Genomic DNA, 17413 nt, shown 5'->3' with positions numbered 1-17413 from the left:
CCATGACTCTTCGTCTGTTCGGCTGCGTCTGCGGCCAGTTCCATAGCCCTGGCGCCGGCATGGGCATGGCTGGGGACCGCGTGACCGTGCCGATCCCGTTCTATGTGATCGAGCATCCGGACGGCGTGGCCCTGTTCGACTGCGGGCTTCCGGCCGCCATGTGCGACCGGGAAGAGAGCTACCTCAAGGCGCTGCAGACCCAGGACCTGGACGTCAGCCTGACGCCCGAGGAGACGCTGACCGCCCACCTGGAGCGTCTGGACATCGATCCGGCCTGCGTGCGCTACGCCGTGATCTCCCACCTGCACTTCGACCACGCGGGCGGCCTGCGCGAGCTTCCGAACGCGACGGTGGTGGCCCAGCGGCGCGAGTGGGAGGCAGGGTTCGAGCGCGAGCTCTCCAACCACTATGGCCTTCGCAAGCGCTACTTCGATCTCGGCCATGCGGTGAAACTGGTCGATGGCGAGTACGACCTGTTCGGCGACGGCTCGGTGACGTGCATTCCCAGCTATGGCCACACGCCGGGCCACCAGTCGCTGCGGGTGCGTAGCGGGCAGGGGGATCATCTTCTGGTCGGCGACGCCTGCTATCATTGTGGCGTGGTCGAGAGCCGGCAGTTCCCGGACTATTCCGACCACATCGCGATGAACCAAGCCCTGGACGCGTTGCTGGCGCTGCGTGCGCCGGAGACGGTGATGGTGTTCGGCCATGATCCCGCGCAGTGGGGGGCGGCGCCCGTGCTGCCTGGCGCGCGCAGATCGTCCTAAGCGCCTGTCGCGACGGCGGCGCGGCGCCGCTCTTGCAGGCGAGCGGCCGGAAACTTGAGGGGGATATCAAAAGGTGCGAGGCGTAGTGCGGGTTGAACCTAGGTGGGCGTTTCGATGCGGCGGCTGACCCCGGAATTCATGATCGGGATCGGCGTATTCGTGGCGTCCATGCTGCTGTGCGCGCCGTTCGCGATCTACGTCCAATGGATTGGCGACGAGGGCATCCTGCTGCATGGCGCGGCCCAGATGCTGGATGGCAAGTTCCTCTACGCGGACTTCTTCGAGTTCTATCCGCCGCTGGGGTTCATCGTAACGGCCGCGTGGCTCAAGGCTTTCGGCGCATCCATTCTGTCCTTCCGGCTGTTTTCGATCGTCATCATCGCGGCCGTGACGACGCTGACCTATGTCGCCTGTTGCCAGGCGTCCCGCCGGCCACTGTTGAGCGCCGTGCTGGCTCTGGCCTGGGTGGAGATGTCCCAGGGACATGTGACCCAGGTGAACCACCACTATCTGGCGACGGCCTTTTCCATGCTGGCGCTCGTGGGGGCGCTCAGGGGTGATGCCCGCGGCGCGTTGATCGCTGGCTTGGCGTCGGGCGCGGCCGGCATGGTCACGCAAACCCGCGGCGCTCTGGCCGCCCTGGCCTCGATAGCCGCGCTCGGCCTTCACCGCCGGACTTGGTTCTTCGTGGTGGGCTGCGCGGCGATCCCTGTCCTCTGCCTGGTCTATTTGGCGGCGACGGGAACGCTTATCGCGGCGTGGGACCATGTCATCGTCTGGACGCTTACACAGTACGCCGGAATCCAAAGCGTGCCCTATGGAGCGGCCGTCAAGCTGCGCACTTTCCCGATCGTGGCGTCCATTCCGCTCGCGCTGGCCCTGGGCGTGGCGCTGGCCCTGACGAGCCGCGAGGCGCGTGGGGACTACCGGTTGCGGGTGTGCTTCTCGTTTGCCGTGGCGGGCCTACTGGGCGCGTATCCCCGACCCGACGTCTGGCACATCGTATTCGCCGCCCCCTTGGCCATTCCGCTGCTGGCCTACGGCTTGTCGGCCTTCTGGTCGCGGCTCGGCGGTCGCCTACGCATGGCGACGGCGGTGCTCGGCGTCGTAATCCTGCTGCCGAGCAGCGTGGGCTATACTGGCATGGTCCGGCTGATGGCGAACGAGACGGTCGAAGAGACCCCAGCGGGCGCTGGCATGTTCTTGGAGGACGATGTCGCGGCGGTCGCCACCGCGGTCCACGCCCTCCCCGCGAAGGATGGGGTCTTCTACTATCCCTACATGCCGCTGATGCCCCTGTTGGCCCAGCGCGAGAACGTCGCCAATCTCGACGTGATGACGCCGGGATATACGTCGACCGAACAGTTCCTGGACGTTTGCCGCCAAGTCGCAGGCCGTGCGAACTGGGTCGTTTACGACACCCAGTGGGCCGATCCGAAGTTTCTGGAGACGCCCTTCCCCGAGATCGCCGGCGCGGACTTCTCTGCGGCTCAACGCTTCGAGGGCATGATCAAGAACGTATTCACACCTGTCGCGCAATACGGTCGTTTCCAGGTTATGAAACGTCGTGCGGCGAGCGGGCCAGAGGTCTGCCGCTGACCCCAGGCAACCTAGTCGGCAGGCCAGCATACATGAGCGATCTACATGTTCCGGACGATGCGACCGCAGCGCCTGCGTCCGGCCGCAGCGGCGAGCTCATCTCCATCCTCGCGCCGATGTACAACGAGGAGCAGGTCATCGACCTGTTCTTTGATCGCGTCGACAAGGTCCTGCAAGGCCTCGACGTCCGCATCGAGTTCATCTGCGTGAACGACGGTAGTCGGGACCGGACCCTGGAAATGCTGCTCGACCGGGCGGCTCGCGACCCTCGGGTCATCGTGGTCAACTTCACGCGGAACTTCGGCAAGGAAGCCGCGATGACGGCGGCCCTGGATCAGGCGAACGGACATGCGGTGATCCCGATCGACGCCGATCTGCAGGATCCGCCCGAGCTCATTCCGCAATTCATCGCAAAATGGCGCGAAGGCTACGACGTGGTCTACGGAATCCGTGGAGAGCGGAATGCCGACACGCTAGGCAAGCGCACGACGGCCGGTGCGTTCTACGAGCTCTTCAACAAGCTCTCCGACGTGAAGATCCCGCCGAACGTCGGCGACTATCGCCTGATGGACCGCAAGGTGGTCGAGAACATCAAGCTGCTGCATGAGCGCAATCGCTTCATGAAGGGGATATTCGCCTGGGTGGGCGGCCGCTCGATCGGGATTCCCTTCGTCCGCGAAGCGCGCGCGGCAGGGTCCACCAAGTGGAACTACTGGCGCCTCTGGAACTTCGCCATCGAGGGCATCACCAGCTTTTCGGCGACGCCGCTCAAGGTCTGGAGCTACCTCGGCCTGGGGGTCGCGGTCCTGGGGTGCGCCTACGCCGCCTTCCTGATCTTCCGCACCGTTGTGGGCGGGGTGGACGTGCCCGGTTATGCCTCGCTGATGGTCGCCGTCCTGGTGCTGGGCGGCCTGCAGCTTCTCTCGCTTGGCTTTATCGGCGAGTACATCGGGCGTCTCTACATGGAGACCAAGCAGCGCCCGGCCTACCTGATCTCCGAAGTGGTGGGCGGTGCTTCGCTTGCGGAACTGGAGCAGGCGCGTCCTTCCGCGACGGCCGCAAAGGCGTCGGGGCCGCGGGGCCGCGCCTGATGAGCCGCGAGGCCTCCGCGCCGCTTCCGCCGACGTCGCGCGCGGAGAAATGGCGCCACAGCATCGCGCTCCTCATTCGCTTCGGGATCGTTGGCGTCCTCAACACGATCGTCGGCTATTCCGTCATCGCGGGCCTCGACCTGGGCCTCGGGGTCGACTCGCACCTCGCCAACGCGGTGGGCTACGTGGTCGGCATCGTGTTCAGCTACTTCCTGCAGCGCTCGTTCGTCTTCGCCAGCCAGCGGGGCCATCGGCAGACGGTCGTCAGCTATGCGATCGCCGCGGGCTTGGCCTTCCTGATCAATCAGGGCGTGCTCGCGGTCGCGCTCCGAGTCATCGGGGACCTTGAGTGGCAAAGGGCGCTGGCCCAACTCGTCGCCATGGCCAGCTATAGCATCGCGTTCTTCATCCTGATGCGCCTGTGGGTCTTCCGCGCCGAGCACCCCGCGGCGTGACGTAAGGGCGGCTGACGTGACGACACGGTTGCCGACGCCCCGACCGCCTCACAATGATGCCTCCAATCGGAGGAAACGAGATGCGCGCGCTGAACATCACCGCCCCTTGGGGGCCGGACGCGATCCAGGTCGTGGACCTGCCTGATCCCACGCCCGGCCACGGCCAGGTGCTGGTGCGGATGAAGGCCTGCTCCCTGAACTATCGCGACTTCCTGATGATCAACGGCATGTACGGACGGGCCGCGGCCAGGGCGACGGATGTCATCACCCCCTTCTCGGACGGCTGCGGCCATGTGGAGGCGATCGGGCCTGGCGTGACGCGCTTCCAGGTGGGCGACCGGGTCTCGACGCTGTTCTTCCAGAACTGGGTGTCCGGCCCGCCGAACCTGGAGAAACTGATGAGCGCGCTGGGCTTTCCGATCCCCGGGGCGGGCGCGGAACTGCAGGTCTTCAGTGAGGAGGGCCTGTCGAAGGTCCCGGACTTCCTCACCGACCGCGAGGTCGCCACGCTGCCGTGCGCCGCGCTGACGGCGTGGCGGGGCGTCTTCGAGGATGCGCGGCTGGAGCCCGCGGACACGGTGGTGCTGCAAGGGACCGGCGGGGTCTCGATCTTCGGTCTGCAGTTCGCCAAGGCGGCGGGCTATCGGACGATCATCACCTCGTCATCCGACGCGAAGCTGGAGCGGGCGAAGGCGCTCGGGGCCGATCATGTGGTGAACTACAAGACCACGCCCGAGTGGTCGAAAGCCGTGCGCGAAGCGACCGGTGGCAAGGGCGCCGAGTTCATCATGGAGGTCGGCGGCGGCGGAACGATCCAGGAGAGCATGAAGGCCATCAAGATCGGCGGCCACATCGCCGTCATCGGGATCGTGGCGGGCGCCGGCGAGCCGTTCAATCCCGCGTCCCTGATCGGCAACTCGGCCAAGCTTCAGGGCCTGTCCGTCGGCTCCCGCGACATGTTCGAGGCCATGTGCCGGGCCATCGAGTTGCACCAGATCCGCCCGGTGGTCGACAAGGTCTACCCCTGGACCGAGGCCAAGGCCGCCATCGCCGCGATGGGGGCCGGCGAGCACTTCGGCAAGATCGTGCTGGAATTCTAAATCCCCGGGTCGAAGGCGCCTTCCAGCCAGGCGAAGATCAGTTCGGCCGCCTTCTCGGGGTCGAGCGCCGTCGTGTCGATGCGGATCTCGGCGTTCTCGGGGGCTTCGTAGGGACTGTCGATGCCGGTGAAGTTCTTGAGCTCGCCGGCGCGGGCCTTCTTGTAGAGCCCCTTCACGTCGCGCTTCTCGGCTTCCGCCAGCGGAGTGTCGACGAACACCTCGACGAACTCGCGCTCGCCCAGCAGTTCGCGCGCCATCTGCCGCTCCGCGCGGAACGGCGAGATGAACGAGACCAGCACGATCAGGCCGGCGTCGACCATCAGCTTGGAGACCTCGGCCACCCGGCGGATGTTCTCGACCCGGTCCTCGTCGGTGAACCCCAGGTCCCGGTTCAGGCCATGGCGGACGTTGTCGCCGTCCAGCAGGTAGGTATGGCGGCCCTCGGCGGCGAGGCGCTTTTCCAGCAGATTGGCGATCGTCGACTTGCCCGAGCCTGACAGCCCGGTGAACCAGACCACTCGCGCCTTCTGGCCCTTGGCGGCCGAGCGGGCGGCTTTGGAGACGTCGGTGGCCTGCCAGTGGATGTTCTGGCTGCGGCGGAGCGCGAAGTGCAGCATGCCCGCGCCGACGGTCCGGTTGGACAGCCGGTCGATCAGGATGAAACCGCCGAGGTCCTTGTTGTCCGCATAGGGATCGAAGGCGATCGGGGCCGAGAGCGACAGGTTGCAGACCCCGATCTCGTTCAGCTCGAGCCGCGTCGCGGCCAGATGCTCCAGTGTGTTGACGTTGACCTTGTACTTGGGCTCGGCGACCTGGGCCGTGACGGTCCGCGTGCCCAGCTTCAGCAGATAGGGACGGCCGGGCAGCAGCGGCTCGTCGTCGAACCAGACGACGGTGCTCTCGAACTGGTCGGCCACTTCGGGCGGATGGCCCGCGGCCGACAGGACGTCGCCGCGGCTGACGTCGATCTCGTCCTTGAGTGTGACGGTCACCGACTGGCCGGCCACCGCCTCGGGCAGGTCGCCGCGGAGCGTCACGATCCGATCGACCGTGCTCTCGCGCCCGGACGGCAGGGCCTTCACCTTGTCGCCCGGGCGGATCACGCCCGAGGCCACCAGGCCCGAGAAGCCGCGGAAGTCGAGGTTGGGGCGGTTCACCCACTGCACGGGCATCCGGAACGGCTTGGCCTGCAGATCGTCCTCGATGGGCGCGTCTTCCAGCCAGCGCATCAGCGGTGGGCCGTCGTACCAGGGCGTCTTGTCCGACGGCTCGGTGATGTTGTCGCCCTTCAGCGCCGACATCGGGATGGCGGTGAAGTCCTTGATGCCGATCTGGGCGGCGAAGTCGTGATAGTCGGCGAGGATCTGGTCGAACACGTCCTTGGACCAGCCCACCAGGTCCATCTTGTTGATCGCCAGCACGACGTGGCGGATGCCCAGCAGGCTGACCAGATAGCTGTGCCGGCGCGTCTGGGTCAGCACGCCCTTGCGCGCGTCGATCAGGATGATGGCCGCGTCCGCCGTCGAGGCGCCGGTGACCATGTTGCGGGTGTACTGCTCGTGGCCGGGAGTGTCGGCGACGATGAACTTGCGCTTGTCGGTCGAGAAGAACCGGTAGGCGACGTCGATGGTGATGCCCTGCTCACGCTCCGCGGCGAGGCCGTCCACCAGCAGGGCGAAGTCGATGTCGCCCCCTTGCGTGCCGACCCGCTTCGAGTCGGCTTCGAGGGCCGCGAGCTGGTCCTCGAAGATCATCTTGGAGTCATAGAGCAGCCGGCCGATCAGGGTGGACTTGCCGTCGTCCACCGAGCCGCAGGTCAGGAACCGCAGCAGGCTCTTGTGCTCGTGCTGGTGCAGGTAGGCGCCGATGTCCTCGGCGATGAGCGCGCTCTGGTGGCTCATCAGAAATAGCCTTCCTGCTTCTTCTTCTCCATCGAGGCGGCCTGGTCGTGGTCGATCATCCGGCCCTGGCGCTCGCTGGTGGTGGTCAGCAGCATCTCCTGGATGATCTCGGGCAGGGTGGCCGCGGTGCTCTCGACGGCGCCGGTCAATGGGTAGCAGCCCAGGGTGCGGAAGCGGACCGACTTCATCATCGGCGTCTCGCCCTCGCGCAGCGGCATGCGCTCGTCGTCCACCATGATCAGCGTGCCGTCACGCTCGACCACCGGCCGAACGTCCGAGAAGTAGAGCGGCACGATCGGGATCTGCTCCAGGTGGATGTATTGCCAGATGTCCAGCTCGGTCCAGTTGGAGATCGGGAACACCCGGATGCTCTCGCCGGGGTTCTTGCGGGCGTTGTAGAGCCGCCAGAGTTCCGGCCGCTGGTTCTTGGGATCCCAGCGGTGCTGGGCGGAGCGGAACGAGAAGATGCGCTCCTTGGCGCGGGACTTCTCCTCGTCGCGGCGAGCTCCGCCGAAGGCGGCGTCGAAGCCGTACTTGTCCAGCGCCTGCTTCAGCCCCTCGGTCTTCCAGACGTCGGTGTGGGTGGCCGAGCCGTGGGTGAAGGGATTGATATCCTGGGCGACCGCGTCCGGGTTCTTGTGGACCAGCAGCTCGAAGCCCAGTTCCTTGGCCATGCGCTCGCGCATCTCGTACATCGCCCGGAACTTCCAGGTCGTGTCGACGTGCAGCAGCGGGAAGGGCGGCTTGGACGGGTAGAAGGCCTTGGCCGCCAGGTGCAGCATCACGGCTGAGTCCTTGCCGATGGAATAGAGCATCACCGGGCGTTCGGCTTCGGCGACCACCTCGCGCATGATGTGGATGCTCTCGGCTTCCAGCCGCTGCAGGTGGGTCAGGGTCTTGGAGGACAAGGCGCCTTCCAGGTTTTCTGGGCGGTGAAGGACGCTGGCGTCCATGGGCGGACCTTACAACAAAGCGAATGAAACCCGCGCGCAAAGGCGGGCGGGGCGGCCCCGGCCGTTGAGTTAGCGGCGGGGTCGGGGCGAGGCAAGGCGAGGAGCCCGCAGGAATTCTTGGGGCGACGACAGCGGAAGTGGGCGCGGCCGGCGGCTTGCAGGTCTGAAATGCAATGCCGCTGGCGGGTCCCGCTGGCTCGTGCCAAAAGCGGACCCAACGGAAGCGCGTACCCGTTTTTCGAGCCGGAACACCGGCCGCGGCGGGCAGGTCTGGGGGCTGTTTTCCAATGAGCGTAGCGACTTCGACGCCGGCGAAGGCGTCCGCCGGCTATAGCTATTTCGTCGTCTGGTTCCTGGCGATCGTCTACACCCTGAACTTCCTGGACCGGCAGATCGTGTCGATCCTGGGCAAGGACATCTCCGCCGAACTCCACCTGACGAAGACGCAGTTCGGCCTGCTGGGCGGGACGTCGTTCGCGTTGCTCTACACCACCTGCGGCATCGGCGTGGCCTATCTGGCCGACCGGGTCAGCCGCAAATGGATCATCGGGCTCGCCTGCGCGATCTGGAGCCTGTTCACCGCGCTCTGCGGCACGGCGCAGAACTTCACGCAGATCCTGCTTTACCGGATGGGCGTGGGCTTCGGGGAAGCGGGCGGTTCGCCGCCGTCCTATTCGCTGATCTCCGACTATTTCCCGGCCGAGCGCCGCGGCATGGCGCTGGCGATCTATTCGCTGGGCGTGCCTGTCGGCTCGATGCTGGGCGCGTTCATGGGCGGCAAGCTGGCCCTGGCCTACGGCTGGCGCACCGCCTTCTTCGTGGTCGGCGCGCCGGGGGTGATCCTGGCGATCCTCATGCTGCTGCTCGTGCGCGAGCCCAAGCGCGGGGGCCTGGACGTCGTCCTTGACGGCTCGGACGAGCATCCGCCGGCGCCCCCTCTGTTCGCGGCCCTCGCCGGCTTCTTCGGCAACCGCACCCTGGTGCTGACGGCGGTCTCCAGCGCCATGTCGGCCTTCGTCGGCTACGCAGGCCTGGTCTGGAACCCGCAGTTCCTCGAGGGCGTGAAGGGCATGGCCGCGGCGGACGTGGCGACCTACTACGCCCTGGCGCTGGGCGCGACGGGTATCGTCGGCACCGTGGTCTCGGGCTGGCTGGCGGACAAATTGAGCCAGAAGGATCGCCGCTGGTTCGCCTGGATCCCGGCCATCGCCTTCGCCCTGTCGATACCGTTCTGGTTCGGCATCCTCTGGGCGCCCACCTGGCAGATCGCCATGCTGTTCCTGCTGGGTCCCATGCTGATGAACCAGGCCTACCTGGCGCCGGCCCTGACGGTCGCCCAGAACGCCGTGGCGCCCGCTCAGCGGACCATGACCGGCGCCATCCTGCTGTTCGTGCTGAACCTGGTCGGCCTGGGCGTCGGGCCGGTCTATGTCGGCTGGATCGCCGACAAGATGGAGCCGGCGCACGGCGACCAGGCCCTGGCCTACGGCTACGCCGCGGTGATCCCCTTCGTGGTCCTGACGGTGGTGGCGCACCTCGCCGCCTCCTACTCCATCGCCCGCGACAAGCGGTTGGCGGCGGCGCTGGGCTAGGTCGTCCGAAAGCCGCCATTCCCGATTCATCTGTGTCCGAAAACCGCGAGACTTCACGCGGCTGAGCGCCCATCTTCCGGGGCATGGACATGGATTTCGAAGCCTGCCGGCGCGCCTTCCAGACCCGCGATGCGCGGTTCGACGGGCGCATCTTCGGCGCCGTGAAGACGACCGGCATCTACTGCCGGCCGATCTGCCCCGCGCGCACGCCCAAGCCGCAGAACATGACGTTCTATCCGACCGCCGCGGCGGCGCAGGAGGCGGGCTACCGCCCCTGCCTGCGCTGCCGGCCGGAAGCCTCGCCCGACCTCGGAGCCTGGCGCGGCACGTCCAACACCGTCTCGCGCGCCCTGGCCCTGATCGAGGGCGGGGCGATGGACAACGGCGACGTGGACACCCTGGCCGGCCGGCTGGGCGTCGGCGAGCGCCAGCTCCGCCGCCTGTTCCGCCAGCACCTCGGCGCCTCGCCGGTGTCGGTGGCCCAGACCCGCCGGGTCCTGCTGGCCAAGCAGCTTATCCAGGAAACCCGCCTGCCGATGAGCGAGGTGGCCCTGGCCAGCGGCTTCGGCAGCGTGCGTCGCTTCAACGAGACCTTCCAGCAGTTGTTCGGCCGTCCGCCGGGCGAGCTGCGCCGCTCGCACAAGGCCGAGACCCCGGCCGCCGACGGCATCATCGTCCGCCTGCCGTACAAGCCGCCCTATGACTGGGACGCCATCGTCCGCTTTCTCACCGACCGGGCGATCCCGGGGGTGGAGCGGGTGGAGGCCAGGCGCTATGCGCGCACCCTGCAGGTCGACGGCGCGTGCGGCGTCGTGATCGTGACCCCGCGCAACGATGGCGCGCTGCAGGCGGAGATCCATTTCTCGAAGCTGCAGGCGCTGCCGGCGGTGATCGCCCGGGTCCGCCGGGTCTTCGACCTTTCGGCCGACCCGACCCTGATCGGCGCCCACCTGAGCCAGGATCCGGCGCTGGCGCCGCTGGTGGCGGCGCGCCCCGGCCTGCGTGCGCCCGGCGCCTGGGACGGCTTCGAGCTGGCGGTCCGCGCCATCCTGGGCCAGCAGATCACGGTCGGCGCCGCCCGCGGCCTCGCGGCGAAGCTGGTCGAGAAATACGGCGAACCGGTGGAGGATCCCGCCGCGGCCGCCCTGGGCCTCACCCGCGTCTTCCCGACGCCCGAGCGGCTGATCGGCGAGGATATCGCCGCCCTCGGCATGCCCCGGGCCCGAGGTGCGGCGCTGGAGGGCCTGGCCCGCACGGTCGCCGCCGATCCTGCGATCTTCACGCCGCGCGCCGACCTGGACAGCGCCATCGCCGCGCTCAAGGCCCTCCCCGGCGTGGGCGAGTGGACGGCGCAGTACATCGCGCTTCGCGAACTCCGGGAACCGGACGCCTTCCCGCAGGCCGACATCGGCCTGATGCGGGCCATGGCCGACGAGGCGGGGGTCCGTCCCACCGCCGACCAACTCCTCGCCCGCAGCGAAGGCTGGAAGCCGTGGCGCGCCTATGCCGCCCAACACCTCTGGGCCGCCGATCCGGCGTTCGCCCAGCCCCAGAAGACTTTGGCCAAAAGGACCAAGACCCATGACCGCCAAGCTGCCTGAAACCCTGACCCTGGACCGCGTCCCGACGCCGATCGGGACGGCCCTCGTGGTCACCGACGAGGCCGGGGTGCTTCGCGCCTTCAACTGGACCGACTACGAGCCGGCCATGCTGAAATGGATCGGCCGCCGCTATCCCAAGGCCAGGCTGGTCGAAGGGCAAGGGCCGCTGCGCGCCAAGTTCGACGCCTATTTCGCGGGCCAGACCGACGCCTTCGACGACATCGCCTGGGAAGGCGCGGGCACGGCTTTCCAGAAGCAGGTCTGGGAGACGCTGTGCGCCATCCCGGCCGGCGAGACCTGGACCTACGCCAAGCTCGCGGCCCACATCGGCCGGCCCACCGCCGTCCGCGCCGTCGGCCTCGCCAATGGCTCGAACCCCGTCGCCCTGGTCGTGCCCTGTCATCGCGTGATCGGGTCCAACGGTTCGCTCACCGGCTACGGCGGCGGGCTGCACCGCAAGCGCTGGCTGCTGGAGCATGAAGGCGCGACCTTCCGGGAGCGGATTGCGGCCTGACACGGCAGGCTGGCGGTTCCGTCGGCCTCACCGCAACATTGCGAAAATTTAAGCTCGAGACCCCGCTGCAACCCGGCGGGGGCTGCCGTATAGCAACGGTAGGCGGAATCGCTGGGAGGCTCCCATGGCGACATTGACGGAAATGGTTGCCGCGGTGGTCGTGCATTCGTCCGCCGCCGCCTTCTCGCATTTCGGCGTCACCATCGACACGCCGCGGGTCGAGGCGCCTCGCGGCGCGAGCGTCGCCGCCGACCAGCGCACGGTCGCCCGCTCGCCACGCCAGGCCCAGCCCGCGGAGAAGGTCGAGAAGGCCTCCGTCTGCCCCGAGACGCAGCGCGCCCGCCTGCTCAAGGCCTGACGTCCCGCGACATTCCGCCATTCGGCGGCCGAATCGTCCTTCCGCCTGTTTGCGTCGGCCCGCGCCAAGGGTAATCGTGAGCGCCTGAAACCCAAGCGGGGCCAGCAAGCGTGCGCTGGCCGCGGAAACGGGAAGGAACAGGCGTCGATGAGGTTCTCGAAGCGGCCGAAGCCGGTGGATTTCGGGAGCCCGGCCGAGGACCCCCACGCGGCCGAGGCTCTAGATATCGACGACGCTCGCCCGACGGCTCTTCACGCGGCGGATATCGCTGGCTCCGGCCATCCGGCGGTGCTCGCTCGTCGCCGCGCCATGGCGCTGGAACACGGCGTTGATCCCGCCCCGACCTTCGTCACCGACGAGGAGGCGCCGTCCGGCTGGCCGACCTGGCTGATCGCCGTCGCCGTGGCGGCGCTGTGGGCGCTGGCGCCGATCGCCTTCGCCGTGGGCTATCGCAACAACGTGGCCCCGCTGCAGAGCGACCCCTTCGCGCTGACGGTGTTCGCCCTGCTGGCCATCGGCCCGGCCTTCTTCGTCCTGGGCGCGGCCTATCTGATCCGCCAGGGCCAGAAGCTGGCCTTCGAGACCCGCCGGGCCAAGGCCATGGCGGAAGACATGCTGTCGCCGGCGCTGGCGGCCGCCGCGCGGGCAGGGGACGTGACCGTGGCCGTGCGCGAGGAGATCGGCCGCGCCGCCGCCGCCGCCGAGGAAGCCCGCGAAACCCTGATCGCCATGCGCGATGCCCTGGCCTTTGAGACCGACAAGCTGACCGGCGCCACGGCCCAGTCCGTGCGCACGGCCCAGGAGCTGGCCACCACGCTCGGCCGCGAACGCACGGAAATGGGGGGGCTGGCCCAGACTCTGGACGCCCAGGCGACGCGTGTGACGGACGCCATCGCCCAGCAGGCGCGGATGATCACCGAGGCGACCACCGTCGCCGAGACCCAGATCCGGGAGGCGGAGGGCGCGCTGTCGGCCCGCGCGGCCGATCTGGCCGCCGCCGCCGGCGAGGCGAGCGGGGCCGCCCGGACGGCCGGCGAGGACCTGACGCGCCACATCGCCCGGCTCGAAACCGCCGGGGTGGGGGTCGCCGAGCAAGTCCGCGCGGTGGAGTCCGGCCTGACCGAGCAGCGCGCCGCCCTGGTGGCGCTGAGCCAGACCCTGAAGGGCGATCACGAGGCCTTCGCCGCCAACGCCGAGGCCCATGCCGCGACGCTGGGAGAATTCATCGCCGAGGCGCGGGAGTCGGCCGCGGAGATGAGCGAGAGGGCCATGACCGGCGGAGAGCAGCTTCGCCGGCTGATGTCGGACGCAGCCCTGCAGTTCCGCGACATCGCCGAGACCGCCAAGGCCGAGCGCGAGGAGTTCGGCCAGTCGACCCTGCATTCGCTGGAGGCCGTCTCGTCGGCCGCCGCCGATCAGCGGGCGCAGCTCGAAGCCCAGACCCGCGCCGCCATCGAGGCCCTGGCGAAGGCCGCGGAGGAGACCCGCGCCGCCGCCGCCCGTCACGCCTCCACCGCCCGCGAGCAGGTGGACCAGCTTTCGGAGGCCGCCTTCAGCGCCGGCCAGAAGGCCAATCAGGTGTTCGAGGCCCGGCTGGAGGAGGCCAAGGCCCTGGTCGAACAGTCCTCGAAGATGGTCGACGACGCCGGCCAGGCGACGGCGCGCAAGCTGGAGGATGGCGCCAGGGCCGCCCGGGCCACGCTGGACGAGCTGGCCGCGATGATGGACGAGCTTGAGCAGCGCGCCGCCAAGCTGCCGGCCGCGGCCGCCAGTCAGGCCGACCGTGTGCGCGCCGCCGTCGCCGACGGCATGGACGAGCTGATGGCGCAGGCTCGCCGTACGGCCGAGGAGGCCCAGGCCATCGACGCCGCCTTCCAAGACCGGGTGCGCCGCAACTTCGAGATGCTGTCCGAGGCCGTGAAGCTGATGGGCGTCGCCGCGGTGGCCTCGCCCGTGTCCGCCGCGACCCCGCCGCCGCCCCAGCCGCCGCTTCCGGCCCGCAAGGCCAAGGCCGCGCCGCCGCCCGAGGTTCTCGACGAACCCGACGACGAGGACGCCGAGACCCTGGAACTGGCCACGCCGGCCCCCCCGCCGGCGGGGGCGGAACTCGCCGACCGCATCGGGCTGCGCAACCGCATACGCCTGACGCCCACGGCGACCGACCGCGAGTTCTCGGCGGTGTTCGAAGCCGCTGGCGGCGCGCCCGCCGCCAGCGCTCCTGCGGGCGACGGCGAGGAAGTTGAAGAGGGCGGCGAGACCTGGACCTGGAAGGACCTGCTGGCCTCGCTGGACGGCGCGGACGGCGAGGGCGAACGGCTGGAGGACGTCCTGGGCGCCGAACTCGCGCGGATGGGTGTCGATCCCGCCAAGCTGCTGCCCTCGGGCCGGGTCGAGGAGATCGCTGCCGCGCTGCAGACCGGTGACCAGGAGGGCGGCCGCGAGGTGGTCCGCAAGCTGGCGCCGGCCGCCACGCGGCGCATCGCCCGCCGGCTGTTCACCGACGACGATGTCAAGCGCCGCACCGGCGTCTATGTGCGCCGCTACAAGACGCTGGTCGACGACGCCGTGGCGCGCGATCCCTCCGGCATGGCGCTGGCGGGCCTGCTGGGCGCGGAGGCGGGCCGCGTGTTCCTGCTGCTCGACGCGGCGGCCGGAGACATGATCTAGCGGCGGAACCGTACCGCAGGCGTCCGGCGTTCGTATGGACATGGAAGACCACCGCGACCGTGCGCACCGGGCCTGGAGACGGGCCGAGCGGATCAAGCTCCTGTCCGACCGGGTGGTCGGCTTCGGGCCGTGGGGCCTCGGCGTCGACGGCGTGCTGGCCTGGGTTCCGGTGGCTGGGACTGTCTATTCGGTAGGCGCCGCGGCCGTGTTGCTGACCGAAGCCGTCCAGTCCGGCGCCTCGCGCGCCACCCTGTTGCGGATGGCGGCCTACCTGGGCTTGGACAGCGTGGCGTCGGGCGTGCCGCTGGTCGGCTGGGCGGTCGACACCCTGTTCACCGGCCACGCCTTCGCCGCCCGCGCCCTGCAGAAGGACATCGAACGGCGGCATGGGCGGCCCGCCGACGAGACTCCGGCCAAGCTTGATCTGGGCTTGGTCACCGGGCGTTAGAACTTCCTCGTCGAAAATCTATGGTCTTGAACGGGTCTCCTTTCATAGTAAGGGAGGCCCGTCGTTTTCAGCGTTGGGGGCGTACTTGAAGATCCTGATCACAGGTGGAGCGGGCTTCATCGGATCCGCCGTCGTCCGCCGCGCCATCGCCGACGGCCATCAGGTGGTGAACCTGGATGCGCTGACCTACTCGGCCAATCTCGAGAACGTCGAGGGCGTCGCGTCGAACCCGGGCTATGCGTTCGAGCATGTGGACATCTGCGACCGCGCCGCCGTGGAGCGGGTGTTCGCGACCCACCAGCCCGACGCGGTGATGCACTTGGCCGCCGAGAGCCACAACGACCGCGCCATCGAAGGCCCGCTGGACTTCGTGAAGTCCAACATCCTGGGCACGGCGATCCTCCTGGAGGTCGCGCGCGCCTATTGGCTCAAGCTGGAGGGGGCCAAGAAGGACGACTTCCGCTTCCATCACATCTCCACCGACGAGGTGTTCGGGGCGCTCGGCGAGGATGGCGACTTCACGGAGGAGACGCCCTACGACCCCCGCTCGCCCTACTCGGCCTCGAAGGCATCGTCCGACCACCTGGTCCGCGCCTGGGGTCACACCTACAAGTTCCCGGTGGTGATCACCAATTGCTCGAACAACTACGGGCCCTACCAATTCCCCGAGAAGCTGATCCCGACGGTGATCACGCGGGCGCTCGAGGGCAAGACCATCCCCGTCTACGGCGACGGCCGCCAGGTGCGCGACTGGCTGCACGTGGACGACCACGCCGAGGCGCTGCTTCTGGTGCTGTCGAAGGGAAAGCTGGGCGAGACCTACTGCATCGGCGGCGACGCCACGAAGCGGAACCTAGAGGTCATCAAGATCATCTGCGCCCATCTCGACAAGATGGCGCCGGCCAACACCAGCCATGCCGAGAAGATCACCTTCGTCACCGACCGGCCGGGCCATGACTTCCGCTATTCCATCGACGCCTCCAAGCTGGAGCGCGAGCTGGGCTGGACGGCGCGGATGCCGCTGGACGCGGGGCTGGAGGATACGGTGCGCTGGTACGTGGACAACTACGCCTGGGTGGAAGGCATCCGCCAGCGCGGGTTCGACTCCGAACGCCTCGGCCTGGTGAAGGCATGAGACGCGGCATCGTCCTGGCCGGCGGCGCCGGCACCCGGCTGCACCCGCTGACCATCGCGGTCTCCAAGCAGCTGCTGCCGGTCTACGACAAGCCGATGATCTACTATCCGCTGTCGGTGCTGTTCCTGGCCGGCATCCGCGAGATCCTGATCATCACCACCGCCGAGGACCAGGCCGGCTTCAAGCGCCTGCTGGGCGACGGCTCGCGCTTCGGCGTCAGGTTCGAGTATGTCATCCAGCCCACGCCGGGCGGCCTGGCGGAAGCCTATCTGCTCGGCGAGGAGTTTGTGAACGGCGAGCCCAGCACCTTGATCCTGGGCGACAACATCTTCTTCGGCCAGAACTTCGTGCAGATGCTGAAGACGGCGGACGCCCGTACGGACGGCGCGACCGTGTTCGGCTATCCGGTGCATGACCCAGAGCGCTATGGCGTCGTGGAACTGTCGGCCGACAATCGGGCGCTTTCCATCGAAGAGAAGCCCACGAAGCCGAAGTCCAACTACGCCGTGACCGGCCTCTATTTCTATGACGGCCGCGCCAGTGAGATCGCCAAGACCCTGTCGCGCTCGGCGCGTGGCGAGCTCGAGATCACGGCCCTGAACGATGTCTATCTTCAGGAAGGCGCCCTGCATGTGGAACTGCTGGGCCGCGGCTTCGCCTGGGAAGACGCGGGCACCCACGACAGCTTGATCGGCGCGGGCGAGCTGATCCGCGTCTTCGAGCAGCGCCAGGGCCTGCGCATCGGCTGCCTGGAAGAGATTGCGTTCGAGAACGGCTGGATCGATCCCTCAGAACTGATGAAATCGGCTGAGTTCCAGGGAAAGAGCGAGTATGGCAAATACCTGCGGGCGCTCGCCGAAGGGGCAAAAGCTGGCCGCTGACATCCGGATGAGCGACGAAAACGTACTTCCACGCATCCGTCGTCGCTTGTTTGCTATAGTGTAGCTGGGGTTTCCTTAACTCACCGCGCGTACCTTGCGGACGTCGTAATCGCAGGTGGCTTTAAGTGGAAATCATAGTTTCGAGCACGGGATCCCTGATCTCAGCGCTGCGGACAGCGCAGAGCGGAGACACCATCCTGTTGTCGCCAGGGTCGTACTCGACGATCGGCTTGCAGGGCGTGAGCTTTTCTGGCTCGGGCGTGACGATCACCTCGGCTGACGCGGCCAATCCGGCGACGGTGGCGGGTGTCGAGCTGTCGAACTGCTCGGGGCTGACCTTCAGCAACCTGG

The 17413-nt window shown here is 68.2% G+C and carries 16 protein-coding genes; 13 read left to right on the top strand and 3 right to left on the bottom strand.

What is annotated here, in order from left to right; genetic code table 11:
* Positions 1-2: 2 nt before the first annotated feature.
* From EPO51_RS10910 to EPO51_RS10890, 5 genes are all read left to right on the top strand, one after another.
* The gene (locus EPO51_RS10910) at positions 3-767 is read left to right on the top strand and encodes an N-acyl homoserine lactonase family protein (RefSeq protein WP_293350012.1); all 765 of its coding nucleotides are present in this window, start codon (positions 3-5) and stop codon (positions 765-767) included.
* A gap of 114 nt (positions 768-881) precedes the next feature.
* Positions 882-2366 (top strand): hypothetical protein, encoded by a 1485-nt coding sequence (locus tag EPO51_RS10905; protein ID WP_293350009.1) that lies wholly within the window; start codon positions 882-884, stop codon positions 2364-2366.
* Positions 2367-2398: 32 nt separating this feature from the next.
* The gene (locus tag EPO51_RS10900; RefSeq protein ID WP_293350006.1) at positions 2399-3457 is read left to right on the top strand and encodes a glycosyltransferase family 2 protein; all 1059 of its coding nucleotides are present in this window, start codon (positions 2399-2401) and stop codon (positions 3455-3457) included.
* Positions 3457-3912, top strand: coding sequence for a GtrA family protein (locus EPO51_RS10895; protein ID WP_293350003.1), 456 nt, complete (start codon positions 3457-3459; stop codon positions 3910-3912). The genes EPO51_RS10900 and EPO51_RS10895 overlap by 1 nt, the downstream gene beginning before the upstream one ends.
* 80 nt (positions 3913-3992) lie before the next feature.
* Positions 3993-5012 carry a zinc-dependent alcohol dehydrogenase family protein gene (locus tag EPO51_RS10890; protein WP_293350000.1) on the top strand — a complete coding sequence of 340 codons (1020 nt, stop codon included), beginning with the start codon at positions 3993-3995 and terminating at the stop codon, positions 5010-5012.
* Here the strand turns inward: EPO51_RS10890 and cysN are convergent.
* Together cysN and cysD are read right to left on the bottom strand one after the other, a co-directional pair.
* Positions 5009-6913, bottom strand: a complete 1905-nt coding sequence (cysN, locus tag EPO51_RS10885; RefSeq protein ID WP_293349998.1) for a sulfate adenylyltransferase subunit CysN — start codon at positions 6911-6913, stop codon at positions 5009-5011. The genes EPO51_RS10890 and cysN overlap by 4 nt on opposite strands.
* On the bottom strand, positions 6913-7866 hold the full coding sequence (gene cysD, locus EPO51_RS10880) for a sulfate adenylyltransferase subunit CysD (RefSeq protein ID WP_293349996.1): 954 nt from the start codon (positions 7864-7866) through the stop codon (positions 6913-6915). The genes cysN and cysD overlap by 1 nt, the downstream gene beginning before the upstream one ends.
* Positions 7867-8153: 287 nt before the next feature.
* On the opposite strand from cysD, the gene EPO51_RS10875 reads away from it, so the two are divergent.
* The 8 genes from EPO51_RS10875 (at position 8154) to rfbA (ending at position 17062) form a co-directional block, all read left to right on the top strand.
* Entirely contained in the window at positions 8154-9458 is a 1305-nt protein-coding gene (locus tag EPO51_RS10875; protein ID WP_293349994.1) for a spinster family MFS transporter, read from the top strand.
* An 89-nt stretch (positions 9459-9547) separates the two neighbouring features.
* Entirely contained in the window at positions 9548-11059 is a 1512-nt protein-coding gene (locus tag EPO51_RS10870) for an AlkA N-terminal domain-containing protein (RefSeq protein ID WP_293349992.1), read from the top strand.
* Positions 11040-11573: a methylated-DNA--[protein]-cysteine S-methyltransferase gene (locus EPO51_RS10865; protein ID WP_293349990.1), complete on the top strand. Its 534-nt coding sequence runs from the start codon at positions 11040-11042 to the stop codon at positions 11571-11573. The genes EPO51_RS10870 and EPO51_RS10865 overlap by 20 nt, the downstream gene beginning before the upstream one ends.
* A 124-nt stretch (positions 11574-11697) precedes the next feature.
* Positions 11698-11931 carry a hypothetical protein gene (locus EPO51_RS10860; RefSeq protein ID WP_293349988.1) on the top strand — a complete coding sequence of 78 codons (234 nt, stop codon included), beginning with the start codon at positions 11698-11700 and terminating at the stop codon, positions 11929-11931.
* Between the two features lie 147 nt (positions 11932-12078).
* On the top strand, positions 12079-14598 hold the full coding sequence (locus EPO51_RS10855) for a coiled-coil domain-containing protein (protein ID WP_293349986.1): 2520 nt from the start codon (positions 12079-12081) through the stop codon (positions 14596-14598).
* A 34-nt stretch (positions 14599-14632) separates the two neighbouring features.
* Positions 14633-15046, top strand: coding sequence for a DUF4112 domain-containing protein (locus tag EPO51_RS10850; RefSeq protein WP_293349984.1), 414 nt, complete (start codon positions 14633-14635; stop codon positions 15044-15046).
* A gap of 85 nt (positions 15047-15131) precedes the next feature.
* Positions 15132-16181, top strand: a complete 1050-nt coding sequence (gene rfbB, locus EPO51_RS10845) for a dTDP-glucose 4,6-dehydratase (RefSeq protein ID WP_293349982.1) — start codon at positions 15132-15134, stop codon at positions 16179-16181.
* Positions 16178-17062, top strand: coding sequence for a glucose-1-phosphate thymidylyltransferase RfbA (gene rfbA, locus EPO51_RS10840; protein ID WP_293349980.1), 885 nt, complete (start codon positions 16178-16180; stop codon positions 17060-17062). Before rfbB ends, rfbA begins: the two co-directional genes overlap by 4 nt.
* Before the next feature lie 121 nt (positions 17063-17183).
* Here the strand turns inward: rfbA and EPO51_RS10835 are convergent.
* The coding region (locus tag EPO51_RS10835) for a hypothetical protein (RefSeq protein ID WP_293349977.1) at positions 17184-17413 on the bottom strand (230 nt) is incomplete at its 5' end.

Source organism: Phenylobacterium sp. (assembly GCF_004297125.1).
Lineage (GTDB): Bacteria > Pseudomonadota > Alphaproteobacteria > Caulobacterales > Caulobacteraceae > Phenylobacterium.
Note: the sequence above shows the minus strand (reverse complement) of the source record. Positions and strands in the feature narration are given on the sequence as shown.

Excerpts from the sequence above, each read along its gene's own strand:
- EPO51_RS10910 (WP_293350012.1), top strand. The coding sequence starts at position 3 with ATGACTCTTCGTCTGTTCGGCTGCGTCTGCGGCCAGTTCCATAGCCCT.
- EPO51_RS10905 (WP_293350009.1), top strand. The coding sequence starts at position 882 with ATGCGGCGGCTGACCCCGGAATTCATGATCGGGATCGGCGTATTCGTG.
- EPO51_RS10900 (WP_293350006.1), top strand. The coding sequence starts at position 2,399 with ATGAGCGATCTACATGTTCCGGACGATGCGACCGCAGCGCCTGCGTCC.
- EPO51_RS10895 (WP_293350003.1), top strand. The coding sequence starts at position 3,457 with ATGAGCCGCGAGGCCTCCGCGCCGCTTCCGCCGACGTCGCGCGCGGAG.
- EPO51_RS10890 (WP_293350000.1), top strand. The coding sequence starts at position 3,993 with ATGCGCGCGCTGAACATCACCGCCCCTTGGGGGCCGGACGCGATCCAG.
- cysN (WP_293349998.1), bottom strand. The coding sequence starts at position 6,913 with ATGAGCCACCAGAGCGCGCTCATCGCCGAGGACATCGGCGCCTACCTG.
- cysD (WP_293349996.1), bottom strand. The coding sequence starts at position 7,866 with ATGGACGCCAGCGTCCTTCACCGCCCAGAAAACCTGGAAGGCGCCTTG.
- EPO51_RS10875 (WP_293349994.1), top strand. The coding sequence starts at position 8,154 with ATGAGCGTAGCGACTTCGACGCCGGCGAAGGCGTCCGCCGGCTATAGC.
- EPO51_RS10870 (WP_293349992.1), top strand. The coding sequence starts at position 9,548 with ATGGATTTCGAAGCCTGCCGGCGCGCCTTCCAGACCCGCGATGCGCGG.
- EPO51_RS10865 (WP_293349990.1), top strand. The coding sequence starts at position 11,040 with ATGACCGCCAAGCTGCCTGAAACCCTGACCCTGGACCGCGTCCCGACG.
- EPO51_RS10860 (WP_293349988.1), top strand. The coding sequence starts at position 11,698 with ATGGCGACATTGACGGAAATGGTTGCCGCGGTGGTCGTGCATTCGTCC.
- EPO51_RS10855 (WP_293349986.1), top strand. The coding sequence starts at position 12,079 with ATGAGGTTCTCGAAGCGGCCGAAGCCGGTGGATTTCGGGAGCCCGGCC.
- EPO51_RS10850 (WP_293349984.1), top strand. The coding sequence starts at position 14,633 with ATGGACATGGAAGACCACCGCGACCGTGCGCACCGGGCCTGGAGACGG.
- rfbA (WP_293349980.1), top strand. The coding sequence starts at position 16,178 with ATGAGACGCGGCATCGTCCTGGCCGGCGGCGCCGGCACCCGGCTGCAC.